Source organism: Chamaesiphon minutus PCC 6605 (assembly GCF_000317145.1).
GTDB lineage: Bacteria > Cyanobacteriota > Cyanobacteriia > Cyanobacteriales > Chamaesiphonaceae > Chamaesiphon > Chamaesiphon minutus.
In genome coordinates, this window is the sequence record NC_019697.1 from 3774510 (window position 1) to 3794636 (window position 20127).

Below are 20127 nucleotides of genomic sequence, written 5' to 3' on the forward strand. Positions count from 1 at the left end.
GGATGAAATGCTAGAGGGGGGAGCAGGGGAACAGAGATAGTTGGATTGCAAAAACAGTGCGTTATAGCTCGATCGGCAACTCCCCGCTCCCCGCCAAAATAGTAACTAGATTTACACCGTAGACTTACCCTTATTCTTCGTCATCCAGCCAATTTAACTCGATCGAGTTGGTCGTATTAGTGGGCACCGCTGCACTTTCTTCTAACCCTCTAGAACTAGCGCGATTGCGGATGGCTGTCAATCTGACAATTACCTGTTTGGGGTCAGAGTTGGGTTTGAGAGTGTATAACAGATTTCGAGCGTTACAAGTGCCAGTAACTTCTTTGGTAGCACAGACCACAGGCCGATTATTTAAAGTGCCAGCAGTAATATATTTTAACTGACCACTGCGATATAAAGATTGAAATCTAGCCGATACTTGTTGACATCGGACTTGCGGTGTAAATCCGGAATCACTAAATCCTTCTGAACTCCAAATCACAATCGGGACGTCCCCTTTCTTGGTTCTAGCCAGAGTTGCTGGTTTACCTTCAGCTTTGCCACAGACAAAGCTAGTCGTCGCGGTCAAAGCCGGACTCGATGCTGCAAATAGACCGATCCCGCTTACTGCTGTTAGAGTGGCCAAACCGATCGCGAATAGGCGATGTGTGGCCGTAGTCGCTATTTGCAAAGATTTCATAATTTTACACTCCGATCGATTACTACATTAAAGAAACACTAAAACAGACCAAAGTTCCGCATGAGTTCGGAAGATTGTCATAATTACTTTAGACCGTCACTCGATCGAGCGGACTAGCTTGGCAACGACTCAGAGTGCCTCTACCGTAGAGATATCGCAGTTGCAATTCAACTGTCAACTTCCCCCAGCAGATAATCGATAAATTGCCGTGCGGTGCGACCAGATCGTCCGTTGTGTCTTGTCGCCCATTGTAAGGCACGCTTTTCGAGTTCGTCACGATCGATAGGCAATTGTGCGGATTTGGCTAGATGATGGACGATCTCTAAATATTGAGGTTGGTCGGCTGGCTCGAAGGTGAGTGTAATGCCAAACCTGTCGCTAAAAGATAATTTTTCTTGAACCGTGTCCCACATCTGAATCTCATCAGCATCTTGAGGTCTGGGTCGATCGGCAAAGTACTCTCTGACCAAGTGACGGCGATTGGATGTGGCATATACTACCACATTCGACGGTCTGGCTGTGACACTGCCTTCGAGCACCACCTTTAATGATTTAAAGGCTTCATCATCAGCTTCAAACGAAAGATCGTCTACAAAAATGATAAATTTTTGAGGTAAATCGGTCAAGCGATCGAGAATTAAGGGCAAGTTGATGAGATGAGACTTACTCACTTCTACCAGCCGCAGTTGGCTATCAGGGTAATAATTAAGCAATCCTTTAATTAGCGATGATTTGCCAGTACCTTTGCCGCCATACAGCAAAATATTTAAAGCTGGTTTACCTGCGAGCAGAGATTTTGTATTATTTATTAACGTTAATTTTTGGAGTTCGTAACCGACAAGATCGTCGAGCCGCACTGGGTCGGGATGGGCGATACCAAGTAGCCGCTCTTGCCACTTTAATGCTCGATACTTCCCAAAAATACCGACTCCAGACTGTTGATAATAGCGGGCCAAATCTGTAACTAATTCACCCCATTCTAGTCGGGCAAAATCCTGCAACAGCGGAGATTTTTCATTTAGCTTGCGGCTCTCTATCCAACAAACAGGTTTACCACCGACTTGCTGTACCCACTGTGGGATATAGCATCCGTAAGTATAGAGGGTATATAAAGACTGAAGATCCTGTCCCACTGCGGCTATTAACGCGGATGGTAAGTCTGTTGCGATTCCCGTTCCGGGAGGCTGCAATAGCGACTCTGAAGACACATCAGTGGCGATCTTTTGCACTTTCAAACTAAAGGGATTTTCTGCTTGTAAAATCTGTACGATCAGATATTCTTCCCAACTACAATTTTCAGCAGCCAAAGCCCTAAAAAAACGTCCGTAAGCAGTCAGACACATCAGCGCGTTTCCCTGAGATCTGTCTCCAGTGGCGATCGCTTGCAGCAGATCGACTAGAGCCTGCCCCACTTCACCAGCTAAAATATCTTGATAAATCAGCAACCCCGCGATCGCACGTTGCATTTTGTGAAGTTCGGCGGTGTGTCGATCGTGATGGGAGGAATTCATAAGTTAGGGGATAGGGGATAGAGATTAGGTTTTAGGAAATTATTTAGTGGATAGTAAATAGTAGATAGTGAATAGATGTCGATCGTTAATTTAGTTTTCTTATTTATTCTTATTTATTATTTACAGAGCATTTGTTGGGATCGCTTCTCCCCTAGCAACCGATCGCTAGTCGCTGTATCCTAGATGAGGTATTTATATGCGCAAGATTAACAATCGCTTTTTATATATGTCTGCTAATATCGCTAACTCCACCCAGACGATCCGCATCGCTTCGCGGAAAAGTCAGCTAGCATTGGTGCAAACCTATTGGGTGCAAGCCCAATTACAGAAGCATTTTCCAGATCGCACCTTTGAAGTCGAGATGATGAGTACCCAAGGGGATAAAATTCTCGATGTACCGCTGGCGAAAATTGGCGATAAGGGATTGTTTACTAAGGAACTAGAAGTTAAAATTCTCGATCGATCGGCAGATCTCGCCGTACACTCACTCAAAGATCTCCCTACCAATTTACCAGAAGGTTTGATGCTCGGTTGTGTTACCGAGCGAGAAAACCCAGCAGACGCGCTCGTTGTCAATGCCAAACATGCTGGCGCACAGCTCGAAACGCTGCCCCCAGGTGCTGTCATCGGGACATCTTCGCTGCGGCGATTGGCGCAACTCCGCCATCATTTTCCTCACTTTGTCTTCAAAGACGTTCGGGGCAATGTCAATACTCGCTTAGCCAAACTCGATGCTGGTGAATATGATGCGCTGATTCTGGCCGCAGCGGGCTTACAACGCTTAGATTTTGGCGATCGCATTCACCAGCTCATTCCTGCTGAGTTGTCGCTTCATGCGGTCGGACAAGGGGCACTGGGCATCGAATGTCGGACTGAAGATCCGGAGATCCTAGAAATACTCCAAACTTTACAACACCAACCGACGGCTTACCGCTGTTATGCCGAACGCGCCTTCCTCCGCGAACTAGAAGGCGGTTGTCAAGTCCCGATCGGGGTTAACACTACCATCGATGGTGACAATTTGACTCTCGTCGGTATGGTATCTAGTCTAGACGGTCAAAGACTAGTTACAGATACAATTACTGGAGCAGCTATAAATGCCGAACAACTCGGCAAAGATCTCGCACATCGGCTTCGCTCTCAAGGCGCACAAACCATTCTCGATGAAATCTTTGCCCTCGTCGAACGAGACGGTTTGAAGAAAGTGCTGGACGAGCAGACGAATAGTTAGGAGTTGGGAGTTGAGAGCAGGGGAGAGGATTTTGGATTTTGGATTGAGCTTACATCAAAAGCCATTACCCTTTACCCTTTCCCCCTAAAGCATAAAGCCTAACCCCTATTCCCTATCCCCGATCAACGTTTACGTTGAAAAACTTTCAAATTGTTGAGGGCACGTTCGTAACTGGAAGTGTCGCCTTGAAGTCGAAATAACTCGGCGGAAATGCGTAAATCGGCAATGGCTCCTTTGCAATCGCCGAGTTGATGGCGAGCGACGGCGCGATTGTTATAAGTAATTGCTTTTTCTGGTAAAAGGCGAATCACCTGAGTGTAATCGAGATAAGCACCGCGATAATCTCTCATGTTGAGCTTAGCTGCGGCACGATTGGTATAAGCGAGTGCATGACTGGGATCGAGGCGAATGACTTCGGTATAATCCAGGATCGCCGGAATATTTTGTTGAAGTTTGGCGTGTAGGATCCCCCGCTGCAAATGGGCGTCTATGTCTTGGGGATTTTGTTTGAGCGCAGCATCAAGGCTGGCGATTGTCGGTTGTGCTGTCTCAGTTTCGGTCGGTTCTGGAGCAGCGATGGCGATCGATTGGATCGAGACGATCGCCATCACGGCCAAAATACTTAGCTTAGACGATAAATTTTTAGTCATCGGCATACATCGAGGTTGAATCATATACAATCTACAACTTATTGTATTAGTTTTGGGCGATCTGTCTCACAAAGCTGGCGATCGCCCTATCAAACCAAGTTTATGCGCAAAAACTAAACCCCTAGAGCGGATTTCAATCTCCATTGCGAAAATAGCTCCTCAAAATCGCGGAGATCTGCACCGATCTACATTTAAATATTTGGTATGTATCCTTTGAATATCTGGTATGTATCCTTTATGTCCTCGTTTGACCGAATTAGCTAGAGTCTTTTTGAAGTTAGGGACGATCGGTTTTGGCGGACCAGCGGCGCATATTGCCATGCTAGAGGCAGAAATAGTCACTCGGCGGCAGTGGATTAGTCAGGCGCAATTTCTCGACCTCATTGGGTTGACAAACCTGATTCCGGGGCCAAGTTCTACGGAATTGGCAATTTATATCGGCTATCTGCGCGCTGGTTGGTGGGGACTAATTGTAGCTGGGGTATGTTTTATCGTGCCAGCAATGGCGATCGTGTGGGGGATGGCGATCGTCTACGAGCGAATTAACGATTTGCCACAAGCGATCGCCATGTTTGCCGGAATTAAGCCTGTGGTAGTAGTCCTCACCATTCAAGCGATGTGGAAATTACGCATCAGTGCGATTAAAAATCTGCCCACAGGCATCGCTGGAGTCGTCACGATCGCGCTAATTGGGGTTTTTGATGTCAATACCTTAATCGTGCTGTTAGTAGCGGGATTTGGGGTAATGGTGTGGCAAAATTGGCGCAACTGGGGTGGGGGATTGTCAGTCGTCTGGCTGCCAAAACTAGATCTGCCGATCTTGGCCATCGTGCCTGCGATCGCGTCTCAGCCCTCGTGGGTAGATGTATTTACTATTTTCCTCAAAATTGGGGCGACGATTTATGGCGGTGGTTATGTATTGCTGGCATTTCTGCAATCCGAATTGGTCGAACGCACTCAATGGTTGACATCTACCCAATTGCTCGATGCGATTGCCATCGGTCAAGTTACACCCGGCCCCCTATTTACGACGGCGACATTTATCGGTTATTTGCTGGCAGGACACGCAGGTGCGCTCGCGGCCACAATTGGTATTTTTTTACCCAGCTTTATCTTTGTGGTAATTGTGACATTTTGGGCACCTAAATTACGCCAATCTGTCTGGTTTAGAAGTTGGTTGGATGGGGTGAATGCGGGAGCTTGGGGAGCGATTGCCGTGGTGGCTTATCGATTGGGAGTGGTGACACTGGTAGACTGGCTGTCAATCTCGATCGCTGCAATCGGTGCTTTGTTAATATGGCGATGGCGAGTCGATCCGCTCTGGCCGATCTTGGTTGGTGCCACGATCGGGTTATTAGGACAATTGGCTCGATCTCATCATTGAGATTGTCACACTTTACCTCAATCAAGATGGGTAGATGGGTAGATGGGTGAATGAGTAATGAGTAACCCCTCACTCAATGCCTAAAGCCTAAAGCCTAAAGCCTAAAGCCTAAAGCCTAAAGCCTAAAGCCTAAAGCCTAAAGCCTACCCTCTACCTTCGCACGAAGTCTACTGAACCAAAGCTAGTGGTGGATTGACCGCAGTGGCACGGCGATCGATCACGGTATCGATTAAGCCATAGTCCTTGGCTTCGACAGCCGACATATAGAAATCACGATCGGTATCTTCTTGGATTTTCTCCAAAGGTTGACCCGTATGTTTGGCCAATAGATCGTTTAATGTACCCTTGATATAGAGAATTTCTTTCGCTTGGATCGCGATATCTGTCGCTTGTCCTTGCGCGCCACCTAAAGGCTGGTGAATCATGATCCGCGAACTAGGCAGACTCGTGCGCTTACCTTTGGCACCAGCACTCAACAAAAATGCCCCCATACTAGCCGCAAATCCCATACACACAGTAGAGACATCGGGGCGAATTTGATTCATTGTATCAAAGATGCCCATGCCTGCCGATACTGAGCCACCAGGAGAGTTGATATATAGATAGATGTCTTTCTCTGGATCTTCTGCTTCCAAAAATAGCAGTTGTGCCACGATCAGGTTGGCTAAATCCGAAGTTACTTGGCCGCCCAAGAACACGATTCGATCGCGCAATAGTCGAGAATAAATATCGAAGGCGCGTTCGCCTCTGCCAGATTGTTCGATGACGGTAGGTATCATAACTGTGCCAGTATATATCGATTCTTCTTATTATCGCCCAATCTCGCAGCTTCCGGTCTAGGGGTATCCGTACCAGTCGATTTATTAACAGAGAAAACGCCGACCGTGGGCTGAATCTAGCTCCAATCGCTCGCAGCATAGTTAGACAAAGGCTATGTATATTCACTTAGAAGATTGGAACTGTTAAATGAAACTGACAATAAATTTCCAGCACATCATGCGTAAGAGTCCGTAAATTCCCCGATCTACTGACGAGCTTGGCTTGTTATACTTGACCACTACGGACACTAAAAAACAGCAATCTAGTCCACCGATCGGTAGTGACTTCGATCGCTCTCCATTGCTGAAGTTCGGCTCGATAATTCGACCTAACCGGGTTTAATGCGTTGAGATCGCCTGTTAGAGATAAATAAGGACACTCAGGAGCAAATCGAGTCGTTCAATTTTCCAACCAATCGCAGCAATATCTAAATCATTTCAACCATTTATCGATCGTGCGTTTGCTGGCAATATTACCTATTGTTTTCAGTAAATCGAGCGAACATCTTGTAGTGTTTATTTTGACGATTCCTGGCACGTAAGGCCGATAGGATGAGTCTATTTGGTTATGTGTGAATTTGTGCCCCGATATTTTCTTCCCTCTAGTTTGCCAGTTTAGATCGGATATGAACAAACTTTTAATGGTTACGACTGTTCCTAGTACCCTACGTAGCTTTTTGTTACCGTTTGCCGCTCATTTTCGTTCGCAAGGATGGCAAGTAGATGCGATGGCTTGTGGTGTATCAACTTCGGTGGAATGCCAGCAAGGATTCGATCGGGTGTGGGATGTTCAGTGGTCGCGCAATCCCCTAGATCCGCGTAATTTATTAGCTGCACCCAAGGCAATCCAGGAAATTGTCACGCGCGAAAAATACGATATTATCCACGTTCATACCCCAGTCGCCGCATTTGTGACTCGATATGCGCTCAGAGCTTTGCGGCAGAAATTAGGAGCTAAGGTAATCTACACCGCACATGGCTTTCATTTTTATGCGGGTGGCAATCGGCTCAAAAATGCGGTATTTATAAATTTAGAAAGATGGGGCGGTAAGTGGACGGACTATTTAGTTACGATCAATCACGAGGATAAGTATGCCGCGCAATGTTATCAACTGCTCGATCCAGAGCGGATTCGGTATATGCCAGGTATTGGCGTAGATTTAAGTTATTACAATCCTCGATCGGTGGCCGACTCAGCCATAGCAGCAGTCCGCCAAGAGTTAGGTTTGAGAGAAAACGACCGCTTATTACTCTCAGTGGCCGAATTTACCACTCGCAAGCGTCATGTCGATGCAATCGGTGCTTTTGCTAAGTTAGCTCGATCGGATGTACATTTAGCATTTGCAGGTAGTGGCCCACTGCAACCAAAGATGCTGCAACTAGCTTCAGATCTTGGCGTGGCAGATCGGGTACATTTTTTAGGCAACAGGAGCGATATCCCGGTACTAATGAGAGCGGCTAGAGCAAATATTCTCGTTTCGGCACAAGAAGGACTACCTCGGAGCGTACTCGAATCCCTAGCACTAGAAACCCCCACTATCGGCACCAAAATTCGCGGTACTCAAGATTTACTTGCTGACGGTTGTGGATTGCTAGTAGATGTCGGTGATGTTGCTGGATTGGCAGCAGCAATGACCACAGTGCTCGATCGACCTGAAGAGGCCGATCGACTGAGCAAGTTAGGCTCCGCGCGGATCTCTACTTACGATCTAGACTCGATCGTGAAGCTGCACGAGCAGTTGTATGCAGAGGCGTTAGGAAAAGTGGATAGTGCCCAGTGACTAGTGGATAGTGGATACCAACTCCGGTATCCTAGTCCACCTTCGCGAACTTTGTAATACTAGACAAGACACAATCGGTGGCGGTGCTAGAACGAAGCTAATATCTTTAACCCGAACTCACATTACATAGTTTGCTGAACAGCGCGTTAATCGAATCTAACAGGAAGCCCCATCACGATGTGATGGGGCTTCCTTTTGAAGTCAAAAGTGAATTAACTGCGGGCATTTACCCGCCAGCCACTATCCACTATCCACTATTCACTACTACTTAACCCATTTCTCGCCGACGATTTCAGCCAGATCGACAACCCGTTGGCTGTAACCCCACTCATTATCGTACCAAGCTATCACTTTGATCATGTCATCGCCCATGACCATCGTCAGCGTAGCATCGATCGTCGAAGAGGCATCAGTACCCTTAAAATCACTCGAAACTAGTGGTAACTCACAGAAGTCCAAAATCCCTTTCATCGGGCCGTGAGCGGCAGCTTTGAGAGTGGCGTTGACTTCTTCGGTGAAGGTTTTCTTCTCGACATGGACGACTAAATCTACTACCGATACGTTGGGAGTAGGTACGCGTAGTGCGATCCCATTGAGTTTACCTTTGAGTTCTGGTAATACCAAAGCAACTGCTTTAGCTGCACCAGTAGAGGTGGGGACGATATTCATCGCCGCAGCCCGCGCCCGACGTAAATCGCGGTGGGAAGCATCTAGCAAGCGTTGGTCGCCTGTGTAGCTGTGAGTCGTGGTCATTGTCCCTTTAATGATGCCAAAGTTGTCATTGAGGACTTTAGCAAAGGGTGCCAGACAGTTGGTAGTACAGCTAGCATTACTAATGATGAAGTGTTTGTCGTGGTCGTAGTCTTGGTGGTTAACACCAACGACAAATGTACCGTCTTCATCCTTTCCGGGTGCTGTAATCAGCACTTTTTTTGCACCAGCATTGATATGGCGCGAAGCACCTGCATGGCTGATGAACACACCTGTAGACTCGATTACCAAGTCGATTTCCCAATCTTTCCAAGGTAAGTTATCGGGGTTGCGATCGGATACGCATTTAATTGTCTTGCCATTGACCGTAATCGTGTTGTCATCAGCACTGATGTCTGCATCAAATGTGCCCAACATGGTGTCATACCGGAGCAAGTGTGCGTTGGTACGGGGATCGGAAGTATCGTTAATACCCACAACTTCGATATGGCTATTCTTTCTTCCCAGCCAACACCGCATAAAATTCCGACCGATCCGCCCAAACCCGTTGATCGCTACTCTAATCACAGCCTCTTGCCCTCTTGTTCTAAATTTCTAGTTATATATCCAGTGATAAAACTAGATCGTACCGCAAACTATACACATCTATTACTTTATCGATGTCAGAATAATGACTTTTTTTATGGATGACGATCGAGTCACTCTATTGTCACTTAAAATTTCAAGACACTACCGAATGCGAATGATTTCACTTTTGGCAAGTGGCGAACTGTGCGTGGGCAATTTGGCGATCGCATTACATATGAGCGATTCAGCCGTATCTCATCAGCGTAAAACCGTGCGGGCACTGAGATTGGTTGGTTATCGCAAGCAAAATCGTCATGTCTTCGATCTGTATCGCACCAGATCTGAGCATTTGGCCAAATCGACAAATATTTAGCTAGCCAATTGAGGTAATACCTGATTTAGCTTGCCACTGCGATATCCTTCCAAATCTAGAGTCACATATACAAATCCAAATGACTGGAAGGCTTGGGTTAATTTTACCAGATCGGTATTAATCACAAATTGTTGAATTAGCTCTGCTGGTAATTCGATTTTTGCAGTATCTTCATTCGAGCGCACGCGCACATTTTCATATCCTAATCGTCGCAAATAAATCTCGGCTCTTCCCACGCGATTTAATTTGGGAATCGTGATTTCTTCCCCATAAGGAAAGCGCGAACTCAAACAAGGTTGAGCGGGTTTATTCCAACACGATAGCCCAATCGATCGAGCAATCTCTCGCACTTCCATTTTAGTAATACCTAGCTCGGCTAATGGCGATCGCGCGCCCCGTTCTGTAGCCGCCTGAATGCCTGGGCGATAATCTTGTAAATCGTCAGCATTGACACCATCGACGACATAACTGTAGCCAAGTTTTAGTGCTAATGGCTTGAGTGTATCGTGCAGTTCGCTCTTGCAAAAATAGCACCGATTGACGGGATTGGAGGCATAATTAGGATTGTCCATCTCGTGAGTTTCGACAATCTGATGGATAATGCCGATCGATTTAGCTTGCTCGATCGCATCTTCTAATTCTTCTGGTAATAATGATGGCGACTTGGCAGTGACAGCTAAGGCTCGATCGCCTAAAACATCATGGGCAATTTTAGCAACTAAGGTACTATCAATCCCTCCCGAATAAGCAATTAACGTTCGCTCCATTTCTACGAATAGATTGCGAAGTTTTTCTAGTTTTAGTTCTAACATTCGTATCGAGTTAATCTTACCTATGGATGATAGCCACTATCTTTGATTATATCAAATCTGTAGGACTATGTGAATAGTCAGGAAACTCTTCATGCCATTCGCCATCGGTACCTTTCCATTCCTCAGTTCCCCAAGTAGCGCAGGGCATATGTTCGATCGGTTGAATGGAACTAGTATCAGCAAACTTTAAATTCGGGAAATTAATTAACCTCATCCGGTTACTAATTTCTGGTGGTAGATCCTTGAAGTAGATCGGTTTTGTCGGTGGATTTTCTCGATCGTAAGTAGCTGGATACTGTTTGTGACAATCATAAGAGTACCAGCCTAATATGTTGAGATGATACTCTAGATCGAACTCTTTACTCCCAGCCAATACTAATCCAGATGCGATCGCTTTTTTCAGCCAGCCTACTTCACAGTGACTAGTGTACGAGATGATGGAATCTTTTTCTCTGTGTAATTCAATGATAATCGGCGAAAAAGACAGTTTATATGCTTGTTCTTCAATTTCTGAAATCACTGCTGCTGTAGATAAAAGTAAAAATAATCCACAGTTAGCAGCTCGATCTGAATGAGCTTTTTGCTCGCTTTCATGAATTCCCAATAGTAAATTTTCCTGGCTCATGCTTTGGAGAATAAACTCCAGATCGATCGAGCCTCGATCGATTAATCGACCATCATTACTAATTAATATCTCAACCAGTTCTGATTCAAATTCGATCGCACCAGGAACAGTCGGTAAATCTGCTGGCACGGCTCCACCTTCACCAGAGTTAAATATCCCCACGCAGCCATCAGCATCGATCGCAAACCAGGTGGTATCCATACTATGAGCGGCAGGGAAATCTATCACGAGCTTTTTCTCCTCGATCTGATGTTATTTAGGACGATTGGTCAGTGATGGCTGATTTGAATTAAATTTTAACTACAGGCAATATCAATCTCATCAACCCGCCCCGACTGATGTTGTGATTTCTCAATCTTCCATCGATCGATTGTCACATTTGCTCTACTCACATCTTGCACCAATACGGAAAGACTAGTGCTTAGTAGAGATAGTCGGGTACCCACAAGCGTCGTTTTTATTCCCGATTTGTGGAGCTGTTGAGCGGCTGCTTGGGTGGCGGTGAGATTGGAGCGAGCCACTAATAGATTGACGCCAGAGTGAATCCCCCATGCGGCTAATTCGCTAACTTGGGCGATGACACGATCGACTTCGGGCTTACTTTCGGGAAAATGGATCGAGATGTGGATTTTATCTGGGGCGACGCGGACTAATCGATCGATCCAATCGACATCTAATAATAAACCATTGGTCGTGAACGATCGAAAGACAACCCCATTCAACCGCTCTAATAGTTCGCATAAATGTGGATATTCTAAAGGTTCGCCACCGCCAAACGATATGGCTTTGGTACCAGCCAGAGCGCAATCGGTGACAAGATCCACCAATTCATCTACCTCCCACTGGGTTGCACCTGTAGGGTGGCTGTGATTGTAGCAAAAGTGGCAATGTTTGCGGCATTGATTGGTCAGTTCGATTGAGATGCGATCTAACATACAATGTGTCGCTACCTAAATAATTTTCGACTTATGTCACTCAGCACCCAAGACGCTCACCAGTAGAGCTTTCTGAGCGTGCATCCGAGTCTCTGCTCGATCGCAAACTCGCGATCGAGCAGAGACTCGATCTAGTTTCACTCAGCACCCAAGACGCTCACCAGTAGGGCTTTCTGAGCGTGCATCCGATTCTCTGCTTGATCCCAAACTCTGGATTTTGCCCCTTCGAGGACATCGTCGGTAATTTCTTCGCCGCGATGGGCGGGGAGACAGTGCAATACGATCGAGTTAGGATCGGCGAGGGTCAATAGTTCTTGATTGACCTGATAGGGGGCAAATACAGGCATCCGAGCATCTGATTCGGTCTCTTGACCCATACTCGCCCAGACATCGGTATAGACTACCTGTGCGCCATTTACAGCTTCTTGTGGCGATCGAGTTATTAGCACTTGCGTACCTTTGCTGGCAGCGATCGATCTAGCGCGATCGACAATCTGCGGATCGGGTGTAAAATTAGCTGGACAGGCGATCGAAATATCCATGCCCACCGTCGCACAGCCCAGCATCAGCGAGTGCGCCATGTTATTACCATCGCCAAAGTAGGCAAGTTTCAATCCCGCCAACTGTCCGAAACATTCCCGAACCGTTTGTAAATCGGCTAGCACCTGACAGGGATGCTCTAAATCTGTCAGGGCATTAATTATCGGCATTTGGGCGTATTTAGCAAATGTCTCTACATCAGACTGCTCGAAAGTCCGAATCGCTAAGACATCTAAATAACGATCTAACACCCTTGCCGTGTCTGCTAATGGCTCCCCGCGCCCGATTTGCATCGCCCCAATATTTAGGTCGATTACCTGTCCGCCGATTTGACTCATCGCCGCAAAAAAACTTACTCGCGTCCGCGTCGAAGCTTTGTAGAACAATAGTCCCAGCGTTTTATGACAGTTGGGCTTAATTTTGCCTTGCTTGAGATCGGCAGCAAGTTGGAGGAGGGCGAGTGTCTCTTCGGCACTCAGATCTGTCATGCTCAATAAATCTCGACCCTGTAAACCACTCATGCGATCGACCCTCAAACAACTAGTATGTTAATCAAACATGGAAAGGGTCAATCTTATCACAAGATTCAGGAAAGCTGAAACCCCCAATATCTGTCAGTAGCAATTAATATTATATTACTTACAATTTGGTTCGTTAAGAAAAATCTGTAACCCACCCAATCGCTTTCTTAATATCGCTCTACTCAGGAAACCTTAAATTAAGTTATGAAGTTTTTACTAGATGTTAATGCCAGTGAATGTACGATCGTAATTTAGAGCCTCAATTTGCACTGTTAATATATACTTTGTCTCGCATTATATAACTAGGCAGTAAATTGTTGACTAAATTCGATTACCATTTGGCGCGCCCAAACATCGGCGGCTAAAATATCATCTAAACTAGGCGTTAAAGTCAAATCGGTGCGATGTTTGTCACAGACTTTTTCGATGACTTTGGGAATATCTAGGAAGTGAATTTTCTCGGACAAAAAGAGTGCTACTGCTTGCTCGTTTGCTGCATTGAGTACCGCTGGCATCGAGCCGCCAGCACGTCCGGCGGCGTAGGCTAATTCGATACAAGGATATTTAACTCGATCGGGTGCTCTAAATGTCAGATCGCCAGCTTTGACGAGATCGAATTTCTCCCAGTTAGTGGAGATGCGATCGGGCCAGGACATGGCATATAGTAATGGTAAGCGCATATCCGGCCAACCTAATTGCGCCAAGACGGATGTATCTTGGACTTCGATGAGGGAATGAATGATACTTTGGGGATGAACGACGATATCAATATCGTCATAGTCTAAGCCAAATAAATAATGTGCCTCAATCACCTCTAAACCCTTGTTCATCAGCGTGGCGGAGTCGATCGTGATTTTTTGTCCCATCGACCAATTTGGGTGCTTGAGGGCGTCAGCAATAGTGACTGAGGCTAATTTTTCGGCAGGGAGATCGCGGAAGGCACCACCAGAAGCTGTGAGGATAATCCGGCGCAAGCCACCAGCGGGAACGCCTTGCAAGCATTGAAAGATGGCCGAATGTTCGGAGTCGGCGGGGAGTAATTGGACTCCATGTTTCTCGACTAATGGTAGTACTACAGGGCCGCCTGCGATCAGGGTTTCTTTATTAGCTAGGGCGATATCTTTACCTGCGGTAATTGCGGCAATTGTCGGGAGGAGTCCCGCGCAACCGACGATACCCGTAACGACACTTTGAGCATCACCATAACCAGCAACTTCGATCGTCCCTTGTGCGCCAGCGACGATAATCGGGCGATAATCTAAATCTGAGAGCGTGTCTTTTAGCTCGGCTAACTTGGCTTCATTCCCAATTGCCACAATTTCAGGTCGAAACTGGCGCACTTGCCGAGCTAACATCTCGACATTACTCCCCGCAGCCAATCCGACAATCCGAAATTTATCGGGGTTATGTTCGACGATATCTAGGGTTTGAGTGCCGATCGAGCCAGTAGAGCCGAGTAAAGTAATCGCTTTCACAATTTATGTTGCCGATCTTTTAGAGAGTTATCTAATCTCTATCATTCTACGGCGTTCGGGGATCGATCGATTAAATTAGGCTTTAGGTTTTAGGTGGATATTGTTCGATCTTTTGGGCTAGTCTTGAAGCTAGAAAGGGACTCGCAGATTGGAGGTGGGTGTGAATTTCGATTGCTTCTTCCCGATAGCGGCGGATCTTGGCTACATCCCAATGGATAGGAGGTGGCTGAAGATTGGTAATGCGATCGGCTAATTTTACCATCCAAATTTCTCTCGGTTGGCGTTCGATTCGGTGCAAACTATCTAACAATTGCTGAGATTTATCTAGCTCTGGATTTTTGCTCAAAGCCGCTACTCCCTCGGCAACTCTGGTGCCAAAAATAGTCGCAATTGTATCGTAACTGGTATCGGTATCTTCGATCGTATCGTGTAGCAAGGCACATTGTACCGCCAGATCGCCATCGTGCCCAGCCTCGACACCAAGCGCGGCGATAATTTCCATACTCACGAGATTCAAGTGCAGTAGATATGGCAAGTCGGAGCTAGGGATGAGTTGTCCCAGATGCGCTTGAGCGGCAAATCGACAAGCTTTAATATATAAATCGCGATTCCAGTCTGATGCCATTATCGTCTCAATCTTTTGAATCTGCTGGTTATTATTAGAATGGCGCAGATTCCAAAATTCTCACTAATGTATCTACAATTTTATTGCCCCAAACTACCGAGAGCGTTCCACACACGGTAATAACTACAATTATACTCTCGGATAACTCAATCGGAGTATGTAGTCGCTATCTCGATCGGGATGCCGAAACTATAACTGGCAGCTCGTGCTAATTTTAAGCACGAGCTATTGTTTCGATCGAACCGATAAGCTGCCGTATCTAGTTTGTGATTCTATTTTAATATCGCTAATAACAGAGGATATTCCAGTCTGCTAAAGTTCGATCGACAGCCAATAGATTTGCTACTCTGGTTTACAAGCTTTTGAGTAAGAATTTCTTGATATCTTCAGAGGTGTGAAATTTACCAAGCTCGTAAGAACTAGAAGCCATCGTCACTATGCCATTTTTAAATGAGATCTTTTTAGCTTTGGCATCTGGAACTAAAACGATTTTAATACCTTTGATTTTACTTTCGATCGCGGCACGGGCAGTTGGATTTTTATTGAGAAATAATACTGCTCCTTTAAAATGAAACAGTTGTCTGGCGGCGTTTTCTAATTCGATTTTATTATCGCCAAAACTTTCAAAGTCCATATTTACGGCAATTTTACCGAGTTTGGCATTGCCAGATTGACTGGCAATACTCGACTGAAATTCTGGGATATAATCTTTAGAGTACTTAGCAATTTCTGCTCTTGTCTCTAAAGATTGAGCTAAAACTACCTGCGAACCGATGATACTAACTGCGCTGACGATCGACATCACACTAATCTTTAACCAAGTCTTCATTTATTGATGCTCCGGGGTTTAGTAAATTTCTAGCTAAAGTAAACTTTGGCTGATGTTACTACACCTTATCATCGTTCGATTCCCTAAAGATCGATCGCGATCGCAGGCAACGACTATGGCGTCGAACTATTTCTTTGCAAACTCTACTGGCTCTCGATCGCGCTGACGATCGCACAGAAATCGGGACACTATAATTTACTTGGTGGTAAACTCCACCGGATTTTGGTCGCGCCGATGATTGAATGGGATGGGTACACCTTGAGCATCGCCAACTAATACCGCTGTGGCTTCTAAAGAAGCTCTGAGCCGCTTGGCGGCATAAATTGACATATCGCGCGGCACATTGATTCGATCGCGGATATAGCGCAAGGCAGCATCCGATCCTGGTGGCGGTACGCAGATATCGCTCGTCATCATCGTTGTCAGGGCGCAGCGCAAAGCTTCGTCTACGACATCATCTTTAGCCGGATTGACGCGAATCAGATTGACATGGTGCTTTACCGTCCGATATAGAGCTTCGGCGCGCGCGTCTGCTGGCTCTGCAAAAGTGGCATCTGGCAATCCATCCCAAGGGCCATTATCCACTCTGGCTTTATTAATTAACATTTGGGGTTCGCCGTTTTCCCAACAACCGCCCATCTGGGGTGGTAAATCGTGGACGTGGGTATGAAAATCGCTTTGAGTGCCGCGATAAGTTTCGCGACTTTCCATCGCATCAAACCAGGCTGAAAACCGCGGATTTTCTTCGAGAAGGGAGTAGCCTTTGTAGTAGTACAAGCTGGCATTCATCCGCTCGACATAGGGCGTAAAAATGACATCAGCAGTGCTAAACGCGTCCAAAAAGTAAGCTCCTGGAGTAGATGCTAAAGCCTTTTCGACCATCGCGACCGCGCTGACAAATTGCGATCGATTATACTGTTCGTCTCGTGCCGAATTAGCCGGACGACACAGCCAATTACACCATGCCCGAAATAACAACCGCTCCAACTGCCGCAGCGGAATTACTACTGGGTCGGTCATGCCATAAACTAAGGTACCGAAGGCTTTTTCTAGCGCGATTAAAATATCATCGCTTTCGGTGATGATGCGTCCGTCCAATTCTATAGCTGGCAGCATCCCCGATGGGACTTTGCGTTTGTACCAGCTTTCTTTTTCCCCGTAGCAAAACATGGTAACTTTTTCAATCCGGTAGGGGATTTGTTTTTCCTCCAACCACAGCCAGATCTTTTGACAGTAAGGGCACCAGGCATGATTGTCTCGATAGAGTGTCACCCGCACATCGGCTTCGGTGCGTCCGAATAGCCGCAATCTAGCTTGAGCGTTAGTGGCTCCATTAATCGGATCTGAAGGCATAAATCGAGCATTCGCCAGATCTGCTAGTTCTTGCCAACTCAAGGGGGTAGTAGTCATCTGGTGAGGTATTTTACGCGATCGAGGGTTGCTTTAGCCTCATTATACCGAGGATTTAGCGATGGTGATATGAGTCGATCGAGGATAAATTACCGATAAAAATTTGGGGTAGAGGCAAGTTATCAATGCCCCTACCCCAATTTGCGATCGTTAGCCTCTTTTATCGATCAGATAGCAGTTTCAGCTAGCACTTCAACAGGTTCGACTGGGGTTGCTGCTTTAATTCTGGCTTCTTCGGCCAGAAATTCGGCTAATTGAGTTTCGATTTCGCGGCGCACGATGCCTCTATACTCTAAGAAATGTTCGATTTGAGCACATGTGACCAAATAACTACTGACCCCGCCTGGGTTGAGCTTATACATGCTCCAGAGGTTACGCCAGAACTGCCAACGGGTGGAACGGACGAAACCTTGTCGCCAACAAATGATGGCGAGCGCGCGCAGTACCAACAAACTGATTGGTTTCTTCCGACCTTCGCCTTTATAAGGATAAGTAGCTTCGCCAAGCATCAGGTAGTGGCGGTAGGTACGATCGAGGAATTTGGATGGCTCGTATAATTCATCGAAGGCATCCATATACTCGATGGCGATGTCTTCGAGGGGACGAGTGGGGACGAAGTTCATCAACGTGGTTTGGTTGATGTTGCCATCTGCCGTACCGCGCAGGCGACCTTCTTTTGCCAAGCGATGAGACAGAGCGGTATCGGGTAGTGCTTGCAGCATACTAAATACGGCGGTGGGAATATTCGTCTGTTCGACAAATTTGACAATCCGTTGTCCCGCACCTGATTTCTCACCGTCGAAGCCGATGATAAATCCAGCCATGACGCGCATTCCAGATTTGGCAATGCGTTCGACAGCTTCACTCAGAGAACTGCGAGTATTTTGATGTTTTTGAGTAAGTGCCAGACTCTCTTCATCTGGAGTTTCAATCCCCAGGAAGACAGATCCAAAGTTACACTTGACCATCATATCCATCAGTTCTTGGTCGTTAGCCAAGTCTACTGAGGCTTCTGTTGCGAAAGAGAAAGGATATTTGTGTTCGATCATCCAGGGCAAGAGTTCTTTAAGCAACAGTTTGACGTTGCGTTTGTTGCCGATGAAGTTGTCATCGACCATAAAAATACTCCGTCGCCAACCCAATTCGTAGAGATAATCGAGTTCTTTGAGCATTTGCTCTGGTGCTTTAGTGCGGGGTTTGCGACCGTAGAGGACGATAATATCGCAGAACTCACACTGGAACGGACACCCCCGCGAAAACTGGACGGACATCTCAGCATACGCATCGAATTCTAGTAATTCAAAGCGCGGGATTGGAGTCGTAGTGACGTCTGGACGTTCGCCATTGGGCGCGCGGAAGGTGCCCGACATTTGCCCTTGTTTGACGGCTTCGACAAACAAGGGGATCGTCAGCTCGCCTTCATCTAAAATTAGATAATCTGCACCCACTTGGGTAACTTCATTGGGTAAGGCCGTAGCGTAAGGCCCACCGACGGCAACGCGCTTGCCCCGGCGTTTGGCTTCTTGAATCTGAGCGAGTAAATCTGGTTTTTGCACGATCATCGCCGAGCAAATTACCATTTCCGACCAACTCCACTCAGCTTCGGTCACTTCGCGAACGTTCAAATCAACGAGCTTGTAGTTCCACTCTTGAGGCAGGATGGCAGCGACAGTAATCAGCCCCAGTGGTGGGATCAAGGCTTTGCGCCCCATTAGCTCGATCATTTTCTCAAACGACCAAAAGCTCTTAGGGAATCGAGGATAGAGGAGTAAGACGTTCATAATACAATCTCCAATTAACGGCATTCCCCGTTAGGTGGAATGATGGACGCATATATCTGCTGACCCTAGTTTAATTGGTTTTGTTTCTTTGAAAACACATTTAATCCAAAAACTTTCGGAGATCGAATTCGGCTGCTGCTGTTTCTAGAGGATCTTCGCCATTGGAATTAGCGGCGGAACCCATTTCTCCGTGGGGCATTCGTTGCTTGGTCTCAACTGAGAGCATCAGTAAAATTCGCTCGGTATAGTCTACCGCACCACACAATTCTCGATCGAGTAAATCCAATCCACCATTAGCATACTCTTCAAAGATCTGAATCCGCTGCTGTTCGACGTCAGCTCGGTTGGACATCGGTGAGGCTCCACCCACAGGTGAAATTACATTAATATTTTCGGTAGCCGCGATTGCAATCAGTTTCAGTACCGGATCGTAACCCCGCGCGATGAAGATATCAATACTAATCGGCCCTGGTTCTTTTTTGGAGATTTCGCCCAGAGGCATGCGCCGATTGTGTTTGGCTCCTAATACTGCTGCAAATAACATTACATCAGCATATGTTTGGAAAGGGCTGTTATTTTCAGTCGATGCCATTAACGATTTGACTAATTCGGCTTTATCTTTGGCAACTCGGATGCGGTTTTCGGACATAGGCTTGAAGAGTTGGGAGTTGGGAGTTGAGAATTAATAGTGAATAGTGGATATTTGGTAGTTGGTAGTAGATGGGCTTTAGATAAATATTAATCTCCTCAATACTAGTAACATCAGAGTTGGAGATAGTATAGAGCGCGGCTGTCGATCGCGATCGATCGAACTGCGAGCAACGGGAAATATCGCACCTAATTTTGTCGAGGCGATGCTCTTTGCCTAG

19 protein-coding genes are annotated in these 20127 nt (G+C 46.4%); 4 read left to right on the forward strand and 15 right to left on the reverse strand.

Translation table 11 applies throughout. The features are described 5' to 3' along the window. Positions 1-130: 130 nt before the first annotated feature. Together CHA6605_RS17260 and CHA6605_RS17265 are read right to left on the reverse strand one after the other, a co-directional pair. The gene (locus CHA6605_RS17260; RefSeq protein WP_015160697.1) at positions 131-679 is read right to left on the reverse strand and encodes a COP23 domain-containing protein; all 549 of its coding nucleotides are present in this window, start codon (positions 677-679) and stop codon (positions 131-133) included. A 167-nt stretch (positions 680-846) separates the two neighbouring features. Continuing rightward, a complete protein-coding gene (locus CHA6605_RS17265) occupies positions 847-2190 on the reverse strand; it encodes an ATP-binding protein (RefSeq protein WP_015160698.1) in 1344 nt (447 codons plus the stop codon). A 226-nt stretch (positions 2191-2416) separates the two neighbouring features. Here CHA6605_RS17265 and hemC point away from each other — a divergent pair, with 226 nt between their 5' ends. Beyond that, positions 2417-3421, forward strand: coding sequence for a hydroxymethylbilane synthase (gene hemC, locus CHA6605_RS17270; RefSeq protein WP_041549592.1), 1005 nt, complete (start codon positions 2417-2419; stop codon positions 3419-3421). A gap of 122 nt (positions 3422-3543) precedes the next feature. Here the strand turns inward: hemC and CHA6605_RS17275 are convergent, their stop codons facing one another. After that, a complete protein-coding gene (locus tag CHA6605_RS17275; protein WP_157260022.1) occupies positions 3544-4071 on the reverse strand; it encodes a tetratricopeptide repeat protein in 528 nt (175 codons plus the stop codon). Positions 4072-4318: 247 nt separating this feature from the next. On the opposite strand from CHA6605_RS17275, the gene chrA reads away from it, so the two are divergent. Next, complete coding sequence (chrA, locus tag CHA6605_RS17280) at positions 4319-5455, forward strand: chromate efflux transporter (RefSeq protein ID WP_232432097.1); 1137 nt, start codon at positions 4319-4321, stop codon at positions 5453-5455. A 167-nt stretch (positions 5456-5622) separates the two neighbouring features. Here the strand turns inward: chrA and clpP are convergent, their stop codons facing one another. Further along, the gene (gene clpP, locus CHA6605_RS17285) at positions 5623-6234 is read right to left on the reverse strand and encodes an ATP-dependent Clp endopeptidase proteolytic subunit ClpP (protein WP_015160702.1); all 612 of its coding nucleotides are present in this window, start codon (positions 6232-6234) and stop codon (positions 5623-5625) included. Positions 6235-6899: 665 nt separating this feature from the next. On the opposite strand from clpP, the gene CHA6605_RS17290 reads away from it, so the two are divergent. Further along, positions 6900-8054: a glycosyltransferase gene (locus CHA6605_RS17290; protein ID WP_015160703.1), complete on the forward strand. Its 1155-nt coding sequence runs from the start codon at positions 6900-6902 to the stop codon at positions 8052-8054. Positions 8055-8318: 264 nt separating this feature from the next. Here the strand turns inward: CHA6605_RS17290 and CHA6605_RS17295 are convergent, their stop codons facing one another. After that, complete coding sequence (locus tag CHA6605_RS17295) at positions 8319-9332, reverse strand: type I glyceraldehyde-3-phosphate dehydrogenase (RefSeq protein ID WP_015160704.1); 1014 nt, start codon at positions 9330-9332, stop codon at positions 8319-8321. A gap of 103 nt (positions 9333-9435) precedes the next feature. Here CHA6605_RS17295 and CHA6605_RS17300 point away from each other — a divergent pair, with 103 nt between their 5' ends. After that, positions 9436-9705, forward strand: coding sequence for an ArsR family transcriptional regulator (locus CHA6605_RS17300; protein ID WP_015160705.1), 270 nt, complete (start codon positions 9436-9438; stop codon positions 9703-9705). Here CHA6605_RS17300 and larE read toward each other — a convergent pair. The 10 genes from larE to CHA6605_RS17350 form a co-directional block, all read right to left on the reverse strand. Continuing rightward, complete coding sequence (gene larE, locus CHA6605_RS17305) at positions 9702-10517, reverse strand: ATP-dependent sacrificial sulfur transferase LarE (RefSeq protein ID WP_015160706.1); 816 nt, start codon at positions 10515-10517, stop codon at positions 9702-9704. The two genes, CHA6605_RS17300 and larE, sit on opposite strands and share 4 nt — an antisense overlap. A gap of 46 nt (positions 10518-10563) precedes the next feature. Continuing rightward, positions 10564-11370: a hypothetical protein gene (locus CHA6605_RS17310; protein WP_015160707.1), complete on the reverse strand. Its 807-nt coding sequence runs from the start codon at positions 11368-11370 to the stop codon at positions 10564-10566. A gap of 68 nt (positions 11371-11438) precedes the next feature. After that, on the reverse strand, positions 11439-12077 hold the full coding sequence (locus tag CHA6605_RS17315) for a radical SAM protein (RefSeq protein ID WP_051038919.1): 639 nt from the start codon (positions 12075-12077) through the stop codon (positions 11439-11441). 137 nt (positions 12078-12214) lie between these two features. Beyond that, positions 12215-13138 carry an ornithine carbamoyltransferase gene (gene argF / locus CHA6605_RS17320; protein WP_041548221.1) on the reverse strand — a complete coding sequence of 308 codons (924 nt, stop codon included), beginning with the start codon at positions 13136-13138 and terminating at the stop codon, positions 12215-12217. Between the two features lie 302 nt (positions 13139-13440). Further along, positions 13441-14613 (reverse strand): 1-deoxy-D-xylulose-5-phosphate reductoisomerase, encoded by a 1173-nt coding sequence (gene dxr, locus CHA6605_RS17325; protein WP_015160708.1) that lies wholly within the window; start codon positions 14611-14613, stop codon positions 13441-13443. Between the two features lie 82 nt (positions 14614-14695). Further along, positions 14696-15238, reverse strand: a complete 543-nt coding sequence (locus CHA6605_RS17330; protein WP_015160709.1) for an HD domain-containing protein — start codon at positions 15236-15238, stop codon at positions 14696-14698. Positions 15239-15590: 352 nt separating this feature from the next. Next, positions 15591-16067 (reverse strand): hypothetical protein, encoded by a 477-nt coding sequence (locus CHA6605_RS17335; protein ID WP_015160710.1) that lies wholly within the window; start codon positions 16065-16067, stop codon positions 15591-15593. 195 nt (positions 16068-16262) lie between these two features. Next, on the reverse strand, positions 16263-17477 hold the full coding sequence (locus CHA6605_RS17340) for a glutathione S-transferase family protein (RefSeq protein ID WP_015160711.1): 1215 nt from the start codon (positions 17475-17477) through the stop codon (positions 16263-16265). Between the two features lie 167 nt (positions 17478-17644). Then, positions 17645-19258, reverse strand: coding sequence for a B12-binding domain-containing radical SAM protein (locus CHA6605_RS17345; protein ID WP_015160712.1), 1614 nt, complete (start codon positions 19256-19258; stop codon positions 17645-17647). Positions 19259-19358: 100 nt separating this feature from the next. Continuing rightward, a complete protein-coding gene (locus CHA6605_RS17350; protein ID WP_015160713.1) occupies positions 19359-19907 on the reverse strand; it encodes a DNA phosphorothioation-associated protein 4 in 549 nt (182 codons plus the stop codon). Between the last annotated feature and the right edge of the window lie 220 nt (positions 19908-20127).